The following is a 17,288-nucleotide window of genomic DNA, read 5'->3' on the forward strand; positions in this document are numbered from 1 at the left end:
GAGTTTGTGATCCAACGGCGTTTCTTCTTCCGTGGGCGTGCCACTCACGTAAGTCGGAGCGACGGTGTCACCGCATCTGATGCGGGCCGTCGAAGTGACGGTTCTCGCCCCGACTAAGGAGTATCGAGCACATGGCTCAGGGCACTGTTAAGTGGTTCAACGCGGAGAAGGGCTTCGGCTTCATTGCGCAGGAGGACGGCGGCGACGACGTCTTCGTGCACTACTCGGCGATCCAGTCCCAGGGTTACAAGTCCCTGGATGAGAACCAGAAGGTCGAGTTCGACGTCACCCAGGGCCCGAAGGGCCCCCAGGCGGAGAACGTTCGCCCGGTCTGATTCACCCGGGAGATCTCGGACCCCGGTCCGAGCAGTCTTCGAGGAGGCCCCACCCGCACGGGTGGGGCCTCCTCACCGTCTGGGGGGTCCCGGATAGCCCGGTCGGGCCAGATTTGGTCGGTTGTGTTTGGCGACGGCGGTGGTCGGGCACGCTTGCCGCAGGGAGGGGATTCCGGCAATGCGTATGAGGAGTGGTGAGGTGCACGACCAGTTCGACGTGACCCTCGAGGACTCCGACCTCCTGGGCGAGGTCGAGCTCACGACGAATCTGATCATCGCGGCCAGCGAGTCCGATGATCATCTCTCGCCGGACGAGATCGACCAGATCCTGGGCGTCGTGCCGGAGCCGCGGCACGAGGCCTGACGGCGCTCCCTGCGCCGCATACCCCTCCCGGGTATGCTGCTGTCATGGCAGACCACCAGCACGGCTACATCCACCGCAAGGACGACTACCTCAAGCGGCTGCGCCGCATCGAGGGGCAGGCGCGGGGGTTGCAGCGGATGGTCGAGGACGAGAAGTACTGCATCGACATCCTCACCCAGGTCGCCGCGATGACCAAGGCGCTCCAAGCAGTCTCCCTCGGCCTGCTCGAGGAGCACATGTCCCACTGCGTCCTCGACGCCGCGCGCTCCGAGGACGACAACGCCGCCCAGGAGAAGATCACCGAGGTCCTCGACGCGGTCTCCCGCCTGGTCCGCTCCTGACCGGGTCGTCCCACGAGGTCCTGCGGGCAGTGCTCCCGGTCCCACCGTCCGTCTGACGTCCCGGGCACCTCCGCGGTACGCCGTCAGCAGGTGGCGAACAGCACCGGACCGGTCGAGAGGTCGGAGAGCACGTAGGTGCCCCGGCGGGGGGTGAGGACCAGGCGCACCACCCGGCCCTCGGCGGTGGTGGAGTCGACGGCGAACCGGTCCGAGAAGTCCCCGCCCTGGCCGGGCGCCGGCCCACTGGCCAGCGCCGCCCGGCTGTCGGCGTTGCGCCGCGCCTGGTCGTCGTTCTCGAACCCCATCGCGACCCGGACCTGGCCGCCGGGCTGCACCGACATCGCGAAGCCGGTGAGCGGGTCGACCCCGCCGGCGTCCTCGACCAGCTGGTCGGCCTCCGCCTGGTCGGAGTCGTCGGCCTGGCCCATCGCGAGCGCCCCGCACGCGTACGGCCCGTCGTAGACCGACGCCGACAGCGGGTCACCCGAGGCCGCCACGACGTCGTCGACGCCCTCGGGCAGGTCGCCCTCGCCCAGGTCGGCGACCGTCTGCGAGAGGTAGTCGGCGCGGTCGCTGGTGAGCACCAGGTGCCGTCCGGAGTCGAGTGCGACGAACTGCAGCTCGGGGGTGAGGTCGGCCCCCAGCGAGGGCAGCAGCTGGTCGCCGCCGAGCCAGACCTCGCCGTCCTCGGCGCCGGCGGCCGGCCGGGTGAACCCGTTCCCCTCCAGCCGGTCCGCGAGGTCGCCGAAGTCGGTGTCGTCGGGCATCTGGAGGATCACCACCGCGCCCGCGTCCGACTGGCTGAACAGCTCCCAGTCGGCGGTGCCGGGGGAGAACCCGAAGCGCGTCTGCAGCACCGGCGCGGACTGCACCAGCGCCGACGCCGAGGTCAGGTCCCGCTCGTAGCCGCGGTCCAGGAAGTCCTGGACCTGCTCGCCCGACGACGAGCCGTCCAGCCGGGCGCCGACCTCGTCTCGGACCGCGGCCCAGTCCGTCCAGGACAGCCGCTGCGCGTCTCCGGGGGCGTACGACGCCGCCCGCTCGAGCTCGCTGCGCTGCCCGTCGCGCCACCAGCGGACCCCGACCACGGCCGCGCCGGCCACGACGGCGAGCGCGACGACCACGGCGACCACGACGATCGCGCGACGTCTGCCCACCTGGGTCTCCTGTTCCGGTCGGGGTGGTGTGACACTAGCGGCATGCCCGGGAAGGACGTGCTCGCCGCCGGCGCCGTCGTCTTCCGCCCGGGGAAGCGGGTGCTGCTCGTGCACCGGCCCCGCTACGACGACTGGTCCTTCCCGAAGGGCAAGCTCGACCCCGGCGAGCACACAGTGGCCGCGGCGGTGCGCGAGGTCGAGGAGGAGACCGGGCTGCACGTGCGACTCGGCCCGCCGCTGGACGGCCAGCGCTACCCGGTCGCGGGCGGCCGGATGAAGTCGGTCGCCTACTGGACCGGCCGAGCCGTCGGTGACGACGACGTCAGCGGCTACCGCCCCAACGCCGAGATCGACCAGGTCGCCTGGTTCGAGTACGACGACGCCCTCGAGCAGCTCAGCTACGACTACGACCGGGACACCCTCGCGCAGGCGCGCCCGCTGCGCCGCAAGACGCACCCGCTGGTCGTGCTCCGCCACGGCGAGGCCCGCTCGCGCAAGGCCTGGCGTCAGGACGACCGGCTGCGCCCGCTGGTCCAGGCGGGCCGGCACCAGGCCCAGCGGCTGGTGCCGCTGCTGGCGGCGTACGACGTCTCCCGCATCGTCTCCTCCAGCAGCGCCCGCTGCGTGGAGACCGTCGGCCCGTACGCCGACACCACGGGCTGGAAGCTGGAGCTCGAGGACGGCCTGAGTGAGGAGGACGCGAGCGCCTCGTCGGTGATCGCGGTCGTCGACGAGCTCGTGGCCGGGGAGGAGGGCGCGGTGGTCTGCACCCACCGCCCGGTGCTGCCGGCGGTGTTCGACGCCCTCGGCGTGCCCGACCCGCAGCTGGCCCCCGGGGCGATGCTCGTGGCGCACCTGCGCCGGGGCGACGTGGTCGCCACCGAGGTGCACCAGATCCGCTGAGGAGTCCACCGGGGAGTCCACGGGGGAGGCCAGGCCACTGGCGTCAAGGCCCCGGCGGCCTGTTCACGTGATGTCCGTCTCGTGACCGGCCGTCGGTTTCCGACTGGGCGGGCCGAGTTCACCCGTCGTTCACCGACGACCGCGGATCCGTCCACCTCGGCTGCCTAACTTCGGTGCTGTCCTAGACGACAAGACATCAGGAGCATCGAAGTGATTCGCACTTCCATCCGCCGGGCCGTGGTGCCGGGCATCGCCGTGCTCGCCCTCGCCCTCACGGGCTGCGGCGCCGGCAACGAGGACGACACCAGCTCGAGCGGCGACTCGGGCAGCGCGGACAGCAGCCTGTCCGGCGACCTGAGCGGCGGCGGCTCGTCCGCACAGCAGGCCGCCGTCGGCGCCTGGGCGGTCGGCTTCCAGGACGCCAACTCCGGCGTGACGATCAACTACGACCCGATCGGGTCGGGCGGTGGCCGCGAGAACTTCATCTCCGGCGCCTTCCCGTTCGCGGGCAGTGACGCCTACCTGACCGACGACGAGGGCGAGCTCTCCAAGGCCGAGGAGCAGTGCGGCGGGACCGTGATCGAGGTCCCCGACTACGTCAGCCCGATCGCGATCGCCTACAACCTGCCCGGCGTGGACGAGCTGAACCTCTCGCCCGCCACCCTGGCCGGCATCATGACCGGCGCGATCACCCAGTGGGACGACCCGGCCATCGCCGAGGACAACCCGGACGCCGACCTGCCCGCCGAGCGGATCAACGCGGTGCACCGCTCCGACGAGTCGGGCACCACCGAGAACTTCACCGACTACCTCGACGCCGTCGCCGGCGACGTGTGGGACGCGGGCGTCGTCGAGACCTGGCCGAGCAACTACGGCGGCGAGGGCGCCAAGGGCACCTCCGGCGTGGTCCAGACGATCGGCAACTCGGAGTACTCCATCGGCTACGCCGACGCCAGCCAGACCGGCGACCTCGGCCAGGCCAACATCAAGGTCGGCGAGGAGTACGTCGCCCCGGCGGCCGAGGCCGCCGCGAAGATCCTCGACGTCTCGCCGGAGGCCGACGTCGCGACCGACACCCAGCTGGTCTTCGACCTCGACCACCAGACCGAGGAGGCCGGCGTCTACCCGATCGTGCTGACGTCCTACTTCCTGGCCTGCGGCTCGTACGACGACGCCGCGACCGGGGATCTGGTCAAGGCGTTCGCCGAGTACATCCTCAGCGACGAGGGCCAGCAGCAGGCCGCCGCCGAGGCGGGCTCGGCCCCGCTGTCGAGCGACCTGGCCAAGAAGGCGCAGGACATCGTCGCCCAGATCGGCAGCTGACCGTTCAGCGGCAGCGTCGGGCGAGGGGTCGGGCCGCGAACGTGGCCGGGCCCCTCGCCCCACGTGTTCCAGACGAGCAGGAGACCAAGAAGTGAGCGTGACGCAGCCACCGGTGGTGGACCGCGAGGAGTCGACCGGACGGTTCGGCGACCTCGTGTTCGCCGGCATCAGTCGCGGCTCGGCCATCCTGATCATGCTCGCGCTCGCGGGCGTGGCGGTGTTCCTGCTCCAGCAGGGGCTGCCGGCCCTGGGCCACCACGGCGACTCGACGTACGGCAAGGACAGCATCTGGGGCTTCGTCTGGCCGCTGCTGTTCGGCACCCTGCTCGCCTCGGTGATCGCGATGCTGGTGGCCGCGCCGCTGGCCATCGGGGTGGCGCTGATCATCAGCCACTACGCGCCCCGCCCGATCGCGAAGGTCATGGGCTGGCTGATCGACCTGCTGGCCGCGATCCCCAGCGTGGTCTACGGCCTGTGGGGCATCCAGTTCCTCGCCCTGAACATGGTGCCGGTCTACCAGTGGCTCGAGGACCACGCCGGCTGGATCCCGTTCTTCGAGGGACCGGTGCCGAACTCGGGGCGCACGATGTTCACCGCCGGACTGGTGCTGGCGGTGATGGCGCTGCCGATCATCACCGCGATCTGCCGCGAGGTGTTCGCGCAGACCCCGAAGATGCACCAGGAGGCCGCGCTCGCGCTCGGCGCGACCCGGTGGGAGATGATCCGGCTCGCGGTGTTCCCCTACGCCCGGTCCGGGATGGTGTCCGCGGTGCTGCTCGGCCTGGGCCGCGCCCTGGGCGAGACGATGGCGGTGGCCATGGTGCTGGCGCCGACCCTGCTCGTGTCGTTCAACCTGATCACCGCCGAGAAGGGCTCCTCGACGATCGCGGCCAACATCGCGCTGAACTTCGGCAACGCGTCCGGATCCAAGATCGAGACGCTGATCTTCTCCGGCCTGGTGCTGTTCGTCATCACGTTCGCCGTCAACTTCCTCGGCCGCGCGATCGCGGCCCGGGGCCGGAAGGGCTGAGCCATGACCGACCTCCAGACCGCGCCGCCGGTGAGCCCGCGCCAGTCGATGTCGCTGACCGGCGCCACCCTGCCGCGCCTCGCACCCGTGCTCGCGGCCGTGATCGCCGCCGGCGTCGGCGCCCTCGCCGCCGTGATCGGCGGCGTCGGCTGGGTCGCCGCGGCCTTCGTGGCCTGGCTGGTCCTGGTCGTCGGCCTGCCGCTGTGGTCGAGCGCCGTCGAGGGTGGCCGCAAGGCCCGCGACCGGGTCGCGACGCTGCTGGTCTGGTCGGCCTTCGGGCTGGCGATGATCCCGCTGGTCTCCCTGGTGTGGACCGTGCTCAGCAAGGGCATCGGCATCCTGTCCGGCCAGTTCCTGACCTACTCGATGCGCGGCGTCCTCGGCGAGGGCGGCGGCATCTACCACGCGATCATGGGCACCCTGGTGATCACCGCCCTCGCGACCGTGATCTCGGTGCCGATCGGGGTGCTCACCGCCGTGTACCTCGTCGAGTACGGCAAGTCCTCGACCCTGGCGCGGGTGATCACCTTCCTGGTCGACGTGATGACCGGCATCCCCTCGATCGTGGCCGGCCTGTTCGCGTACGCGCTGTTCGCGCTCTTCTTCGGGCCCGGCGTCCGGATGGGCCTCGGCGGCGCCGTGGCGCTCTCGGTGCTGATGGTGCCGATCGTGGTGCGGGCCACCGAGGAGATGCTCAAGCTGGTGCCCGATGAGCTGCGGGAGGCGGCGTACGCCCTCGGTGTCCCGAAGTGGCGCACGATCACCAAGGTGGTGCTGCCCACGGCGGTCTCCGGCATCGTCACCGGCGTGACGCTCGCGGTGGCGCGGGTGGCCGGCGAGACGGCGCCGCTGCTGATCATCGCGGGCCTGACGACGAGCACGAACCTCGACCCGTTCAGCGACCGGATGGCGACGCTGCCGGTGTTCATCTTCTACTCGATCACCGAGCCCGGCCTGTACGTCGACGAGATGACCGACTACGCATGGGGCGCCGCCCTGGTGCTGGTCGCGATCGTCATGCTCCTGAACGTCGTCGCCCGCGTCGTCGGCGGCCTCTTCGCCCCCAAGACCGGCCGCTGACGGCCGCCGACGATCCTGCCGACGACCTGCCGACGCAGCACGAGAGAACGAGGACCCACCCCATGGCCAAGAGCATCGATGTCTCCGACCTGGACATCTACTACGGCGACTTCCTCGCGGTCGAGGGCGTCACGATGACGATCAAGGCGCGCTCGGTGACCGCGTTCATCGGGCCGTCCGGCTGCGGCAAGTCGACGTTCCTGCGCTCGCTGAACCGGATGCACGAGGCGATCCCCGGCGCCCGCGTCGAGGGCAAGGTGATGGTCGACGGGCAGTCGCTCTACGAGCCGTCGATCGACCCGGTCGCCGTACGCCGGCAGATCGGCATGGTCTTCCAGCGGCCCAACCCGTTCCCCACCATGTCGATCTACGAGAACGTGCTGGCCGGCAAGCGGCTGAACGCCAAGCGGATGTCGCGGTCGGATGCCGACGACCTGGTCGAGCGCTCGCTGCGGGGCGCGAACCTGTGGACCGAGGTCAAGGACCGGCTCAGCCGGCCCGGCATGTCGCTGTCCGGTGGCCAGCAGCAGCGGCTGTGCATCGCCCGCGCGATCGCCGTCGAGCCGCAGGTGCTGCTGATGGACGAGCCCTGCTCGGCACTCGACCCGATCTCCACCGCGGCCATCGAGGACCTGATCCACGAGCTGAAGGCCGACTACACGATCGTGATCGTCACCCACAACATGCAGCAGGCCGCCCGGGTCTCCGACGACACCGGCTTCTTCAACCTCAAGGCCGCCGGCGAGCCCGGCCACCTGGTGGAGTTCAACCCCACCACCAAGATGTTCACCAACCCCGACGACGAGTCGACCGAGGCCTACATCTCGGGCCGCTTCGGCTGATCCTGTGCTCTGCCGGGGCGCCGCGCACCTGACGTACGTGTCGTCGGCCGGGCCGATCGAGGACAGATGCGTCAGGTGCGCCGACCGACCCCGGGGTGGCGCCGAGGTATCGACAACTGTCAATATGAATGGGTGATGATGGACCGATGACTATGACTCCTCCAGCGGCCGCCGAGACGCCGGTCGTCTCGCGGCTCTCGACCCTGGACCGCTACCTCCCCGTCTGGATCGGCGCCGCCATGGTCGCCGGCCTGCTCCTGGGCCGGGCCGTGTCCGGGCTCGACGACGCGCTGTCGCGGGTCGAGGTCGGCTCGGTGTCGCTGCCGATCGCGATCGGGCTGCTCGTGATGATGTACCCGGTGCTCGCCAAGGTGCGGTACGACGAGCTCGGCCACGTGACGGCCGACCGTCGGCTGCTGGTCTCCTCGATCGTCCTCAACTGGGTGCTCGGCCCGGCGCTGATGTTCGCCCTCGCCTGGCTGCTGCTGCCGGACCTCCCGGAGTACCGCACCGGCCTGATCATCGTCGGCCTCGCGCGCTGCATCGCGATGGTGCTGATCTGGAACGACCTGGCCTGCGGCGACCGCGAGGCCGCGGCGATCCTGGTCGCGCTGAACGCGGTCTTCCAGATCGTGGCGTTCGCCGCCCTCGGCTGGTTCTACCTCGAGGTGCTGCCCGGCTGGCTGGGCCTGGACACCTCCGCGCTGGACGTGTCGGTCTGGGAGATCGCCCGCAGCGTGCTGATCTTCCTCGGCCTCCCGCTCCTCGGCGGCTACCTCACCCGCAGGCTGGGGGAGCGGGCCCGGGGGCGGGAGTGGTACGAGACCCGGTTCCTCCCGCGGATCGGCCCGACCGCGCTCTACGGGCTGCTGTTCACGATCGTGATCCTGTTCGCCCTCCAGGGCGACACGATCACCAGCGAGCCGCTCGACGTCGCGCGGATCGCCGTGCCGCTGCTCGTCTACTTCGCCCTGATGTGGACCGGCTCGTTCCTGCTCGGCGTCCGCCTGCGCCTGCCCTACGAGCGCGCCACCACGCTGGCGTTCACCGCGGCGGGCAACAACTTCGAGCTCGCCATCGCGGTCGCGATCGGCGTCTTCGGCGTCACCAGCGGCCAGGCGCTCGCCGGCGTCGTCGGCCCGCTGATCGAGGTCCCGGCGCTGGTCGGGCTCGTGTACGTCGCGCTCTGGGCGCGCCGCCGCTACTACCCGACGACCGCGCCCGCCGCCGAGGAGATCCGATGACCGACCCGTCCACCGATCCGTCCGAGACCGAGGCGCCCGAGGCGCCCGAGGTGCTGTTCGTCTGCGTCCACAACGCCGGCCGCTCGCAGATGGCGGCCGCGCTGCTCGCCCACCACGCGCAGGGCCGGGTCCGGGTCCGCTCGGCCGGCTCGGCCCCCGCCGACCAGGTCAACCCGGCCGTCGTGGAGGTGATGGCCGAGCTCGGCATCGACGTCTCCCAGGAGATCCCGACCAAGCTGCTCACCGAGGACGTCGCCGCCTCCGATGTCGTGATCACCATGGGCTGCGGCGACGCCTGCCCGATCTTCCCCGGCAAGCGGTACGAGGACTGGGAGCTCACCGACCCGGCCGGCAAGTCGCCCGACGAGGTACGCCGGATTCGCGACGACATCGACCACCGGGTCCGCGCACTGCTCGCCGACCTCGCCTGACGGCCGGCCCTGGGGCCGGTCCGGGTGGGCGGTGGTCCAGCAACCGGTCTGGTGTCGGTGAGGGTTGCCTGCACACCGCAGGCCCGGGGCGGGCTACTGGCCGATGACCAGGTGCAGTACCCAGTAGCAGGCGGCGGCGACGAGGCCGGCCATGGGGAAGGTGAGCACCCAGGCGGCGATGATCGAGCGGGCCACGCCCCAGCGGACGGCCGAGAAGCGCTTGGTGGCACCGGCGCCCATGATCGCGGAGGTGATGGTGTGGGTGGTCGAGATCGGGGCCTGGAACGCGAAGGCCGTGGTGTACAGCACGCCGGCGGCGACCGTCTCGGCGGCGAAGCCGCGGGCCGGGTCGAGGTGGATGATCCGGCGCCCGAGGGTGCGCATGATCCGCCAGCCGCCGGACCAGGTGCCGAGCGAGATCGCGCCGGCGGCCGAGAAGATCACCCACAGCGGCAGGCTGTCGCCCTCGGAGACGTAGCCGCCGGTGAGCAGCGCCAGGAAGATCACGCCCATCGTCTTCTGGGCGTCCTGGAGGCCGTGGCCGAGCGCCATCGCGGCGGCTGACACGGTCTGTGCGAGCCGGAACCCGCGGAAGACCCGGTGCGGGTTGCGCCGCCGGAAGATCCACATGATCGCGAGCATGAGGAGGAACGCCGCCAGGAAGCCGAACACCGGCGACCCCACCATCGGGATCACGACCTTGTCGATGATCACCTTCCACTCGACCGTCGACCCCGAGGCGAGCGCGGCGCCGACCAGACCACCGATGAGGGCGTGGGAGGACGACGAGGGCAGGCCGAAGTACCACGTGATGAGGTTCCAGGCGATCGCCCCGAGCAGGCCGCCCATCACGATCACCAACCCGTGGGAGTTGTCGGGGATCGTGATCACACCGCTGACGGTGTGCGCGACCTCCTGGCCGAGGAAGGCGCCGAGGAAGTTCATGATCGCCGCCATGCCGAGGGCGATCCGCGGCGTGAGCGCTCGTGTCGAGACCGACGTGGCGATGGCGTTGGCGGCATCGTGGAAGCCGTTGGTGTAGTCGAAGCTCAGGGCGACGACGACGACCGCGATGACGATCGCGAGGTCCATGGAGGTCAGGACTCCTTGACGGCGATCTGCTCCACGATGTTGGCGACCTTCTCGAACGCGTCGATCGCCTCCTCGAGAGACTCGACGATGTCCTTGAGCTTGAGCACCTCGATGGTCTTGAACTCACCGCTGAACAGCTTCGCGAGGGTACGGCGGTGGTTGCGGTCGCCGGTGTTCTCCAGGCGGTTGACCTCGATCCAGTACTCCTCGAGCGACTGCATCGACTGCAGGTTCGGCATCGCCGCCGCGGTCAGCTCGGCGCAGCGCTGGAGCACCTCGACCTGGGTCGAGAGCTCCGGCGGCAGCACCTTGACCTCGTAGAGCAGGATCAGGTCGACGACCTCGTCCATCATGTCCATGACGTCGTCGAGGCCCGACCCGAGCGCGTAGATGTCCTCGCGGTCGAACGGCGTCACGAAGGTCGAGTTCACCTTGCGGATCAGCGCGTGGGTGGTCTCGTCGGCGTTGTGCTCGGCCTCGCGCATGCGCCGGGCCACGTCCTCGTGGTCGGCCGCCTCACTGAGCATCTCGGCAAGCAGCTCGGCCCCGGTGACGAGGTGGTGTGCGGACTCGGTGAACAGGTCGTAGAACGACGTGTCGACGGGTCGGAATCTCAAACCCACGGATAACTCCTGCTGAGGAGGAAGAGAACGCTCAACAGACTAGGGGGTGGACGGGCGAATCGCGCAAGCGAGGGTCGCGCGACGACGATCACCTCGACCGGGCCCGTGATTACGCGGGAGTCGGGAGGAACCCGGGCCCCGGCTCACGATGACGTACGACGGCGCCGCTGCGACTCGATCAGTGCCTCCTGGAGGTGCGTGCTGCCCTCGTTGCGGCGCCACTCACCGGTGCTGTCCAGCTCCCACGCGGTGGTGTCGGGGTCGAAGGCGAGGTCCAGCAGCCGGCCGACCTGGCCGATGCTGTCCTCGTCGGGGAGCCGCACCAGCACCTCGACGCGGCGGTCCAGGTTGCGGTGCATCAGGTCGGCCGAGCCGATCCACGCGTTGGGCTCCCCGGCGTTCTCGAACCAGAAGATCCGGCTGTGCTCGAGGAACCGGCCCAGGATCGAGCGCACCGCCACCGTCTCCGACAGCCCGGGCACCCCCGGGCGCAGGGAGCAGATGCCGCGCACCAGCAGCTCCACCGGCACCCCGGCCTGCGAGGCGAGGTAGAGCGCGTCGATGATCGCCTCGTCGACCACGGAGTTGGCCTTCAGCCGGATCCGGGCCGGCCGGCCCGCCTGGTGGTGGGCGACCTCGCGGTGGATCTGGTCGACCAGGCCGGTGCGGATCGAGTCGGGGGCGACCAGCAGCTCGTCGTACGTCGCGTTCCGCGACCACCCGGACAGGTTGTTGAACAGGTGGGCGACGTCCTCGCCGATCCGCTCGTCGGTCGTGAGCAGGCCGAGGTCCTCGTAGTGCCGGGAGGTCTTCGGGTTGTAGTTGCCGGTGCCGATGTGGGTGTAGCGGCGGATCCCGTCGGGCTCGTCGCGAACCACCATCGAGAGCTTGCAGTGGGTCTTCAGCCCGACCAGGCCGTAGACCACGTGGCAGCCGGCCTGCTCGAGCTTGCGGGCCCAGCGGATGTTGGCCTCCTCGTCGAAACGGGCCTTGATCTCCACGATCACCAGCACCTGCTTGCCGGCCTCGGCGGCGTCGACGAGGGCGTCGATGATCGGGGAGTCGCCGGACGTGCGGTAGAGCGTCTGCTTGATCGCGAGCACGTGCGGGTCGGCGGCGGCCTGCTCGAGGAAGCGCTGCACCGAGGTCGCGAACGAGTCGTAGGGGTGGTGCAGCAGCACGTCGTGGCGCCGGGTGGCCTTGAAGACGTCGACCGGCGCCGCCGACTCGACCTCGGCCAGCCGGACGTGGGTCGCGGGCAGGAACGCGGGGTACTTCAGCTCCTGGCGCGGCAGGTCGGCGATGTCGTGCAGGCCGCGCAGGTCCAGCGGGCCGCGCAGCCGGAACACCTCCTGCTCGGAGATGGCGAGCTCGGACATCAGCAGGTCGAGCACCTGCGGGGCGATCGACTCCTCGACCTCCAGGCGCACCGGGGGACCGAACCGCCGCCGGAGCAGCTCCTTCTCCAGTGCGGCCAGGATGTTCTCGGCGTCGTCCTCCTCGACCTCCAGGTCCTCGTTGCGGGTCACCCGGAAGGTGTGGACCTCGAGCACCTCCATGCCGGGGAACAGCCGCTTGAGGTGCTCGCGGATCACGTCCTCGAGGGGCACGAACCGCTGGTTGCCGACCGGCACGAAGCGGGCGAAGATCGGCGGCACCTTGACCCGGGCGAAGTGCTCCTTGCCGGTGCGCGGGTTGCGGATCAGCACCGCCAGGTTCAGCGAGAGCCCGGAGATGTACGGGAACGGGTGGGCGGGGTCGACGGCGAGCGGGGTGAGCACCGGGAACACCCGGTCGCGGAACAGCCGCTTGCAGGTCTTCTGCTCGTCGCGGTCCAGGTCGTCCCAGCGGACCAGCTCGATGCCGGCCGCGGCCAGCGCGGGCACCACGTCGTCGCGGAACACCCGGCCCTGCCGCTCGAGCAGCTCGCGGGTGGTGCTGAGGATCAGGTCCAGCACCTCGGTCGGCATCAGCCCGGACGCGGCCGGCACGGCGACCCCGGCCGCGATCCGGCGCTTGAGGCCCGCCACCCGGACCATGAAGAACTCGTCGAGGTTGCTGGTGAAGATCGCCAGGAACCGGGTCCGCTCGAGCAGCGGCAGTCGGGGGTCCTCGGCCAGCTCGAGCACCCGCTGGTTGAACCGGAGCCAGGAGAGCTCCCGGTCGAGGAAGCGGTCGTCGTACTTCTCGACCGCGGCGATCTCGTCGTGGTCGGGCTGGTACGGCGGCTCCACGTCGAACGGCTCCTCGGGGACCTCCTCGCCGCGGCTGGAGACGGCGTCCGAGGGCAGGCTCTCCAGGCTCATGCCGGCCAGTCTGGCACCACCGCGGGAACGGTAGGTTGCGTTCGTGACCAACGCCGTGCCCGTCGCCCAGCGCTGGACAGAGCGCCTGCAGATCCGCGGGGAGACCCTGGCCCTGCGCGCCGCGATGGGGCTGCCCGAGCGGCTCCAGCGACTGCTCGGTGGCCGTGCCGTCGTCCGCGACGGCCAGACCCTCGCCGCCGACACCCAGCTGATGCTGCGGATGCAGCGGCTGGTGCGCGAGCCGGGCGCCGAGACGCTGCCGATCCCCGACGGCCGGGCGGCCATCCTGCGGCACGCGGGCATGACCGGCGGCCGGCAGCGGGTCGGCTCGGTGCGCGACCTTACCGTCGCCGACCGGCCGGCCCGGCTCTACACCCCGACCGGCGCCGCGCCCCCCGGTCCGCTCCTCCTGTTCTTCCACGGCGGCGGGTTCATGTACGGCGACCTGGCCTCCCACGACGCCTCCTGCCGGTTCCTGGCCGAGCGGTCGGGGGTGCCGGTGCTCGCGGTCGACTACCGGCTCGGGCCGGAGCGGCCGTTCCCGGCGGCGTACGACGACGCGCTCACCGCCCACCGCTGGCTGGTCGAGCACGCGGCCGAGGTGGGCGCCGATCCCGCGCGCCTGGCCGTCGGCGGCGACTCGGCCGGCGGCAACCTCGCCGCGGTGGTGGCCATCGAGGCGGCCCGCGCCGGGCTGCCGCTGGCGTTCCAGCTGTTGGTCTATCCCGCGACCGACGCGGTCCGCGAGACCGTGAGCGCGGACCTGTTCGCGGACGGGTTCTACCTGACCAAGGCGTTCATGGACCTCGCCAACGCCTGCTACATCGTCCGCACCGACCCGCGCGACCCCCGGGTCTCGCCGCTGTACGCCGAGCTGCCGGCCGGTCTGGCGCCGGCGTACGTCGCGACCGCCGGCTTCGACCCGCTCCGCGACGAGGGCGAGGCCTATGCCCGCCGGCTCGCCGACGCCGGCGCCCCGGTGGAGCTGCGCCGTTTCACCGACCAGATCCACGGCTTCTTCAACATCGTCGGCGCGGGCCGCACCAGCCGTGCCGCCAACGCCGAGATCGCGGCGAAGCTCAAGGCCGCGCTGCGCTGAGTGACTCGGGCGCGTTGTGCCGCCCGGACCGCCCGAGTCGGCGCGTCTTGCCCGCCCGGACGGGTCGAGTCGGCGCGTCTTGCCCGCGCCGATGTGCGCTCAGGGCCGGGCGTCGGTGAGCGCGCCCCGGCTGGCGTGGAACCGGCTGCGGCACGGGCAGGCCCAGCCGAGGTCGGTGGGCTGGCCGCAAGTGGCCCGCACCGGCTTGCCGCGCACCTTGCGGATCATCCGTCGCGTCGTACTGACGGAGACCTTCTGGGCATGCCCGCACCGGGGGCAGACCGAAGCGTCCGAGGCAGCCATGCGGCCATCTTCAGCACCATCCGGATCGCCCGGGTCCGGTTCTTAGAAATGCCTACGACCGGTCCAGTCCGGGCGTCCGGTCAGCGGCGCAGCGTGACTGTCCTGGTCGTCGTGGCACCGTCGGAGGTGGTGATCACGATCTTGGCCCGGGTGAGGTGACGGCTGGTGAGGGCCTTCGCGGCGGCGCCGGTGGCGCGCAGCGTGACCCGACCGGAGTCGCCGCCGCCCAGCACCGCGCGGCCGGAGCCGATCGTGGCGCCAGGCCGCAGGACTGTGCCGGGCACCCGGCCGATCGCGACGAGGCGGGCGCTGACGACGCAGTCGCTGGCACACCGCACCGCAACCCCCACCGACGCCGAGCGCGCGCTGCCCGCCACACTGGCGGCGCCGGTGGGCAGGAGCGCCCAGCCGTCGCCGTACGCCGTGAACGTGGCCGTTGCGCTGTCGTCGGTGGTGGTCTCGTCGCCGGTGGCCGTGGCGACGGTGGCGGTGTTCGCGATCCGCAGCATCACGGGCTCGCCGCTCGTGCGGATGTCGACGCAGGTCAGGCCGAGGTCGGCGGTCAGGGCGTGATCGGTGGGGTTGGTGAGGCGGAACGACCGGATCTTGGCCCGCGGGTCGGTCCCGCGGTCGACGAGCCCGGCGTCGATCCGCCGCGACGCCACGATCCCCTTCGCTTGGTCCGCGCAGGTGAGCTGGGTCTCGATCGTCTGCCCGGCGGGGACAGTCACGGTCTCGGCACGGTGGTCGATACCAAGCACGTGGTAGTGCCCGGCCGCGGTCGTGGTCCGCTGCCCCAAGCAGCCGACGGCGAAGTCACCGGTGGCGGCGCTCAGCGAGTCGACCACGAACGTCCACGCGCTGCCGGTCGCCTGCGACGTCCTCACCACGCCGCCACCCGACAGGGCGTACGACGGGGCGAACGGCGTCTGTCCGGCCGGGCAGGCCACCTCGACCGTGGTGGCGCCGGCAGCGATCGGCTGGGCCGCCGCGCTGGCGGTACTGGCGACCAGGTCGTGCTGGTGCTCACCGGTCACGGTGGTGCGGGCCAGGCAGGCGACGGTGACCTTGGCCAGCGCCGCGCCCGGGTTGTCGTTGCGCAGGGTCGCAGTCCAGCCGGAGCCATCCGCGGTCGGGCCGCTCGCCGGGACGCTGGTCGCGGTCACGGAGCCGCCCTGGTCGACCGCATCGAGCCGGATGCCGCCGTCGGTCGCGAGGTACCCGGTCGGGCAGGATGCGGTCGCCGTACGGGTCTCGCCGCGCTCGACGCGCAGGTCGGTCTCGGCCTTCTGCTCGAGCACCTGGTGGGCTGTGTTCGGGTCGGCCCTCATCGGGATCGGATCGACAGTGGCCCGGATCGTCGCGGTCTTCGAGGTGCCCGCCGCGATCGTGTCGAGCTCGCAACGGACGGTGCCCGCCGTGTTCGTGCAGCCCTCGCTCGCGTCCAGGAACGTCACGCCGTCGGGCAGTACGTCGCTCACCACCGTCCCGGTCGCCTCCCCGGCGCCGGTGCCGTTGGTCGCGGTCAGCGTGTAGGTCACCGTGTCGCCCGGGAGCGCCTCAGCCGGCGAGACCGACGAGGACAGCGAGAGCTTCGCCTTGCCGCCCGTGTCCGGCGGCGGCGTGGGGCCAGCGGTCACCGTGTAGTGGAAGGTCGCGGTGTGCTCGTTGCCCAGGTTGTCGCTGGTGGCCACGGTGACCGAGTGGTCGCCGGTCGTCGAGGTGTCCAGCGCCTGTCCGCTGGGCTGCGAGCCGGTGCAGGTCGCCAGTCCGGAGCCGCCGTCGGTGCAGGTGTAGCCCAGCGTGGCGACGGCGTCCTTGGTGATGCTGGGGCCATCGGCGCGGTCGAAGCTCACGACCGGCGCCTTCCGGTCCACCTTCGCGCCGGACGCGACCGCGTCGGTGCAGTTGTCGGCCAGGTCGCAGACCTGCCGCGGCCCGGCGGTGGCGTTGCCGCTCTCCTCGTCGTCGGCGACGGTGGTCGAGATCTCGAAGGACGCGTCCGCCGCGTTGCGCAGGCCGACGCCGGCGTCGGAGGCGGTGCAGGTGGCCGACGCGTTCGTCGTGCGCCAGTCGGTCGGCAGGGCCCCGCACGTCACCGTTGGCGGGGTCTGGTCGACGGTCGACTTCGAGAACGAGATCACCAGCGTCCGGTCGCCGTCGATGGTGGGGATCGTGAAGGGCGTGTCCGGGAGCGTCGTGTTCGTGGGGGCGAGGGCGTTGGCGGTGACCGCTGCGGCGGAGCCGAGGAGTCGGGTCTCGAGGGTGCCGGCGCTGTTGGTGGTGCCGAGGCTGGAGCTGAAGCTGACGGCGGACTTGCCGGTCACGCCGGGCGCGAGGGTGTAGGTCTGGCTGGAGAAGTAGTAATCGGTGTTGACCCTTGCTCCTGGGACGGGGTTCCCGGAGGGGCCGACGATCCGGTAGGTGACGCGGTGGGTCGGCACCGTCAGGTCGAGGGTCCGGTCGGTCGTGACCGTCAGCGCTGCCGTGAGGTAGAAGTTGGCGTAGGTCGCGCTGCCGCTGTAGCTCAGGGTGAGGGTGTAGGAGCCGGGCGCGAGGGCCATGGAGTAGCGGCCCTGGCTGTCGGTGGTCAGGCCCTTGGTGCCTGCGCTCAGGTTGACCCCTGGCATGGGTGAACCCTGACCATCGCGCACCACCCCCGAGACCGTCACCGCCTGCACCATGGTGACGTCGACCGAGGCGTCCCCAGTGATGGTGGGGATGGTGAACGGGGTGTCGGCTACGCCACCCGTGGGGGGTGCGAGGGCGTTGGCGGTGACCGCTGCGGCGGAGCCGAGGAGTCGGGTCTCGAGGG

17 protein-coding genes are annotated in these 17,288 nt (G+C 71.2%); 11 read left to right on the forward strand and 6 right to left on the reverse strand.

What is annotated here, in order from left to right; all coding sequences use genetic code 11:
- Positions 1–131 precede the first annotated feature (131 nt).
- From QMC84_RS19865 to QMC84_RS19875, 3 genes are all read left to right on the forward strand, one after another.
- On the forward strand, positions 132–335 hold the full coding sequence (locus QMC84_RS19865) for a cold-shock protein (protein ID WP_056905888.1): 204 nt from the start codon (positions 132–134) through the stop codon (positions 333–335).
- Positions 336–534: 199 nt separating this feature from the next.
- Positions 535–699, forward strand: a complete 165-nt coding sequence (locus QMC84_RS19870; protein WP_300377880.1) for a hypothetical protein — start codon at positions 535–537, stop codon at positions 697–699.
- Positions 700–743: 44 nt separating this feature from the next.
- Positions 744–1,040, forward strand: a complete 297-nt coding sequence (locus tag QMC84_RS19875; protein WP_300377882.1) for a metal-sensitive transcriptional regulator — start codon at positions 744–746, stop codon at positions 1,038–1,040.
- An 83-nt stretch (positions 1,041–1,123) separates the two neighbouring features.
- On the opposite strand, the gene QMC84_RS19880 is transcribed toward QMC84_RS19875, so the two are convergent.
- On the reverse strand, positions 1,124–2,197 hold the full coding sequence (locus tag QMC84_RS19880) for a hypothetical protein (protein ID WP_300377884.1): 1,074 nt from the start codon (positions 2,195–2,197) through the stop codon (positions 1,124–1,126).
- A gap of 42 nt (positions 2,198–2,239) precedes the next feature.
- Here QMC84_RS19880 and QMC84_RS19885 point away from each other — a divergent pair, with 42 nt between their 5' ends.
- The 7 genes from QMC84_RS19885 to QMC84_RS19915 all read left to right on the forward strand — a co-directional run bounded on the left by QMC84_RS19885 (position 2,240) and on the right by QMC84_RS19915 (position 9,050).
- The gene (locus QMC84_RS19885) at positions 2,240–3,100 is read left to right on the forward strand and encodes an NUDIX hydrolase (protein ID WP_300377886.1); all 861 of its coding nucleotides are present in this window, start codon (positions 2,240–2,242) and stop codon (positions 3,098–3,100) included.
- A 210-nt stretch (positions 3,101–3,310) separates the two neighbouring features.
- Positions 3,311–4,423 (forward strand): phosphate ABC transporter substrate-binding protein PstS, encoded by a 1,113-nt coding sequence (pstS, locus tag QMC84_RS19890; protein ID WP_300377889.1) that lies wholly within the window; start codon positions 3,311–3,313, stop codon positions 4,421–4,423.
- 97 nt (positions 4,424–4,520) lie between these two features.
- Positions 4,521–5,453, forward strand: a complete 933-nt coding sequence (pstC, locus tag QMC84_RS19895; RefSeq protein ID WP_300377891.1) for a phosphate ABC transporter permease subunit PstC — start codon at positions 4,521–4,523, stop codon at positions 5,451–5,453.
- Positions 5,454–5,456: 3 nt separating this feature from the next.
- Complete coding sequence (gene pstA / locus QMC84_RS19900; RefSeq protein ID WP_300377893.1) at positions 5,457–6,533, forward strand: phosphate ABC transporter permease PstA; 1,077 nt, start codon at positions 5,457–5,459, stop codon at positions 6,531–6,533.
- Positions 6,534–6,595: 62 nt separating this feature from the next.
- On the forward strand, positions 6,596–7,375 hold the full coding sequence (gene pstB, locus QMC84_RS19905; protein WP_300377895.1) for a phosphate ABC transporter ATP-binding protein PstB: 780 nt from the start codon (positions 6,596–6,598) through the stop codon (positions 7,373–7,375).
- 152 nt (positions 7,376–7,527) lie between these two features.
- Positions 7,528–8,619 carry an ACR3 family arsenite efflux transporter gene (arsB, locus tag QMC84_RS19910; RefSeq protein WP_366145767.1) on the forward strand — a complete coding sequence of 364 codons (1,092 nt, stop codon included), beginning with the start codon at positions 7,528–7,530 and terminating at the stop codon, positions 8,617–8,619.
- Positions 8,616–9,050, forward strand: a complete 435-nt coding sequence (locus QMC84_RS19915; RefSeq protein WP_300377899.1) for an arsenate reductase ArsC — start codon at positions 8,616–8,618, stop codon at positions 9,048–9,050. Before arsB ends, QMC84_RS19915 begins: the two co-directional genes overlap by 4 nt.
- Positions 9,051–9,143: 93 nt before the next feature.
- Here the strand turns inward: QMC84_RS19915 and QMC84_RS19920 are convergent, their stop codons facing one another.
- The 3 genes from QMC84_RS19920 to QMC84_RS19930 all read right to left on the reverse strand — a co-directional run bounded on the left by QMC84_RS19920 (position 9,144) and on the right by QMC84_RS19930 (position 13,071).
- Positions 9,144–10,142 carry an inorganic phosphate transporter gene (locus QMC84_RS19920; RefSeq protein ID WP_300377901.1) on the reverse strand — a complete coding sequence of 333 codons (999 nt, stop codon included), beginning with the start codon at positions 10,140–10,142 and terminating at the stop codon, positions 9,144–9,146.
- A 5-nt stretch (positions 10,143–10,147) separates the two neighbouring features.
- Positions 10,148–10,765: a DUF47 family protein gene (locus QMC84_RS19925; protein ID WP_300377904.1), complete on the reverse strand. Its 618-nt coding sequence runs from the start codon at positions 10,763–10,765 to the stop codon at positions 10,148–10,150.
- Between the two features lie 143 nt (positions 10,766–10,908).
- Complete coding sequence (locus QMC84_RS19930) at positions 10,909–13,071, reverse strand: RNA degradosome polyphosphate kinase (RefSeq protein ID WP_300377907.1); 2,163 nt, start codon at positions 13,069–13,071, stop codon at positions 10,909–10,911.
- Positions 13,072–13,114: 43 nt separating this feature from the next.
- Between QMC84_RS19930 and QMC84_RS19935 the strand changes: the two genes are divergently transcribed.
- Positions 13,115–14,170 carry an alpha/beta hydrolase gene (locus tag QMC84_RS19935; protein WP_300377910.1) on the forward strand — a complete coding sequence of 352 codons (1,056 nt, stop codon included), beginning with the start codon at positions 13,115–13,117 and terminating at the stop codon, positions 14,168–14,170.
- 99 nt (positions 14,171–14,269) lie between these two features.
- On the opposite strand, the gene QMC84_RS19940 is transcribed toward QMC84_RS19935, so the two are convergent.
- Both QMC84_RS19940 and QMC84_RS19945 read right to left on the reverse strand, forming a co-directional pair.
- Positions 14,270–14,398 (reverse strand): hypothetical protein, encoded by a 129-nt coding sequence (locus QMC84_RS19940; protein WP_274378264.1) that lies wholly within the window; start codon positions 14,396–14,398, stop codon positions 14,270–14,272.
- A gap of 155 nt (positions 14,399–14,553) precedes the next feature.
- Positions 14,554–17,288 (reverse strand): carboxypeptidase regulatory-like domain-containing protein (locus tag QMC84_RS19945; protein ID WP_300377913.1); only part of this gene is annotated, 2,735 nt, incomplete at its 5' end.

It is taken from the genome of Nocardioides sp. (genome assembly GCF_030019515.1).
GTDB lineage: Bacteria > Actinomycetota > Actinomycetes > Propionibacteriales > Nocardioidaceae > Nocardioides.

Excerpts from the sequence above, each read along its gene's own strand:
- QMC84_RS19865 (WP_056905888.1), top strand. The coding sequence starts at position 132 with ATGGCTCAGGGCACTGTTAAGTGGTTCAACGCGGAGAAGGGCTTCGGC.
- QMC84_RS19875 (WP_300377882.1), top strand. The coding sequence starts at position 744 with ATGGCAGACCACCAGCACGGCTACATCCACCGCAAGGACGACTACCTC.
- QMC84_RS19885 (WP_300377886.1), top strand. The coding sequence starts at position 2,240 with ATGCCCGGGAAGGACGTGCTCGCCGCCGGCGCCGTCGTCTTCCGCCCG.
- pstA (WP_300377893.1), top strand. The coding sequence starts at position 5,457 with ATGACCGACCTCCAGACCGCGCCGCCGGTGAGCCCGCGCCAGTCGATG.
- pstB (WP_300377895.1), top strand. The coding sequence starts at position 6,596 with ATGGCCAAGAGCATCGATGTCTCCGACCTGGACATCTACTACGGCGAC.
- arsB (WP_366145767.1), top strand. The coding sequence starts at position 7,528 with ATGACTCCTCCAGCGGCCGCCGAGACGCCGGTCGTCTCGCGGCTCTCG.
- QMC84_RS19915 (WP_300377899.1), top strand. The coding sequence starts at position 8,616 with ATGACCGACCCGTCCACCGATCCGTCCGAGACCGAGGCGCCCGAGGCG.
- QMC84_RS19920 (WP_300377901.1), bottom strand. The coding sequence starts at position 10,142 with ATGGACCTCGCGATCGTCATCGCGGTCGTCGTCGTCGCCCTGAGCTTC.
- QMC84_RS19930 (WP_300377907.1), bottom strand. The coding sequence starts at position 13,071 with ATGAGCCTGGAGAGCCTGCCCTCGGACGCCGTCTCCAGCCGCGGCGAG.
- QMC84_RS19940 (WP_274378264.1), bottom strand. The coding sequence starts at position 14,398 with ATGATCCGCAAGGTGCGCGGCAAGCCGGTGCGGGCCACTTGCGGCCAG.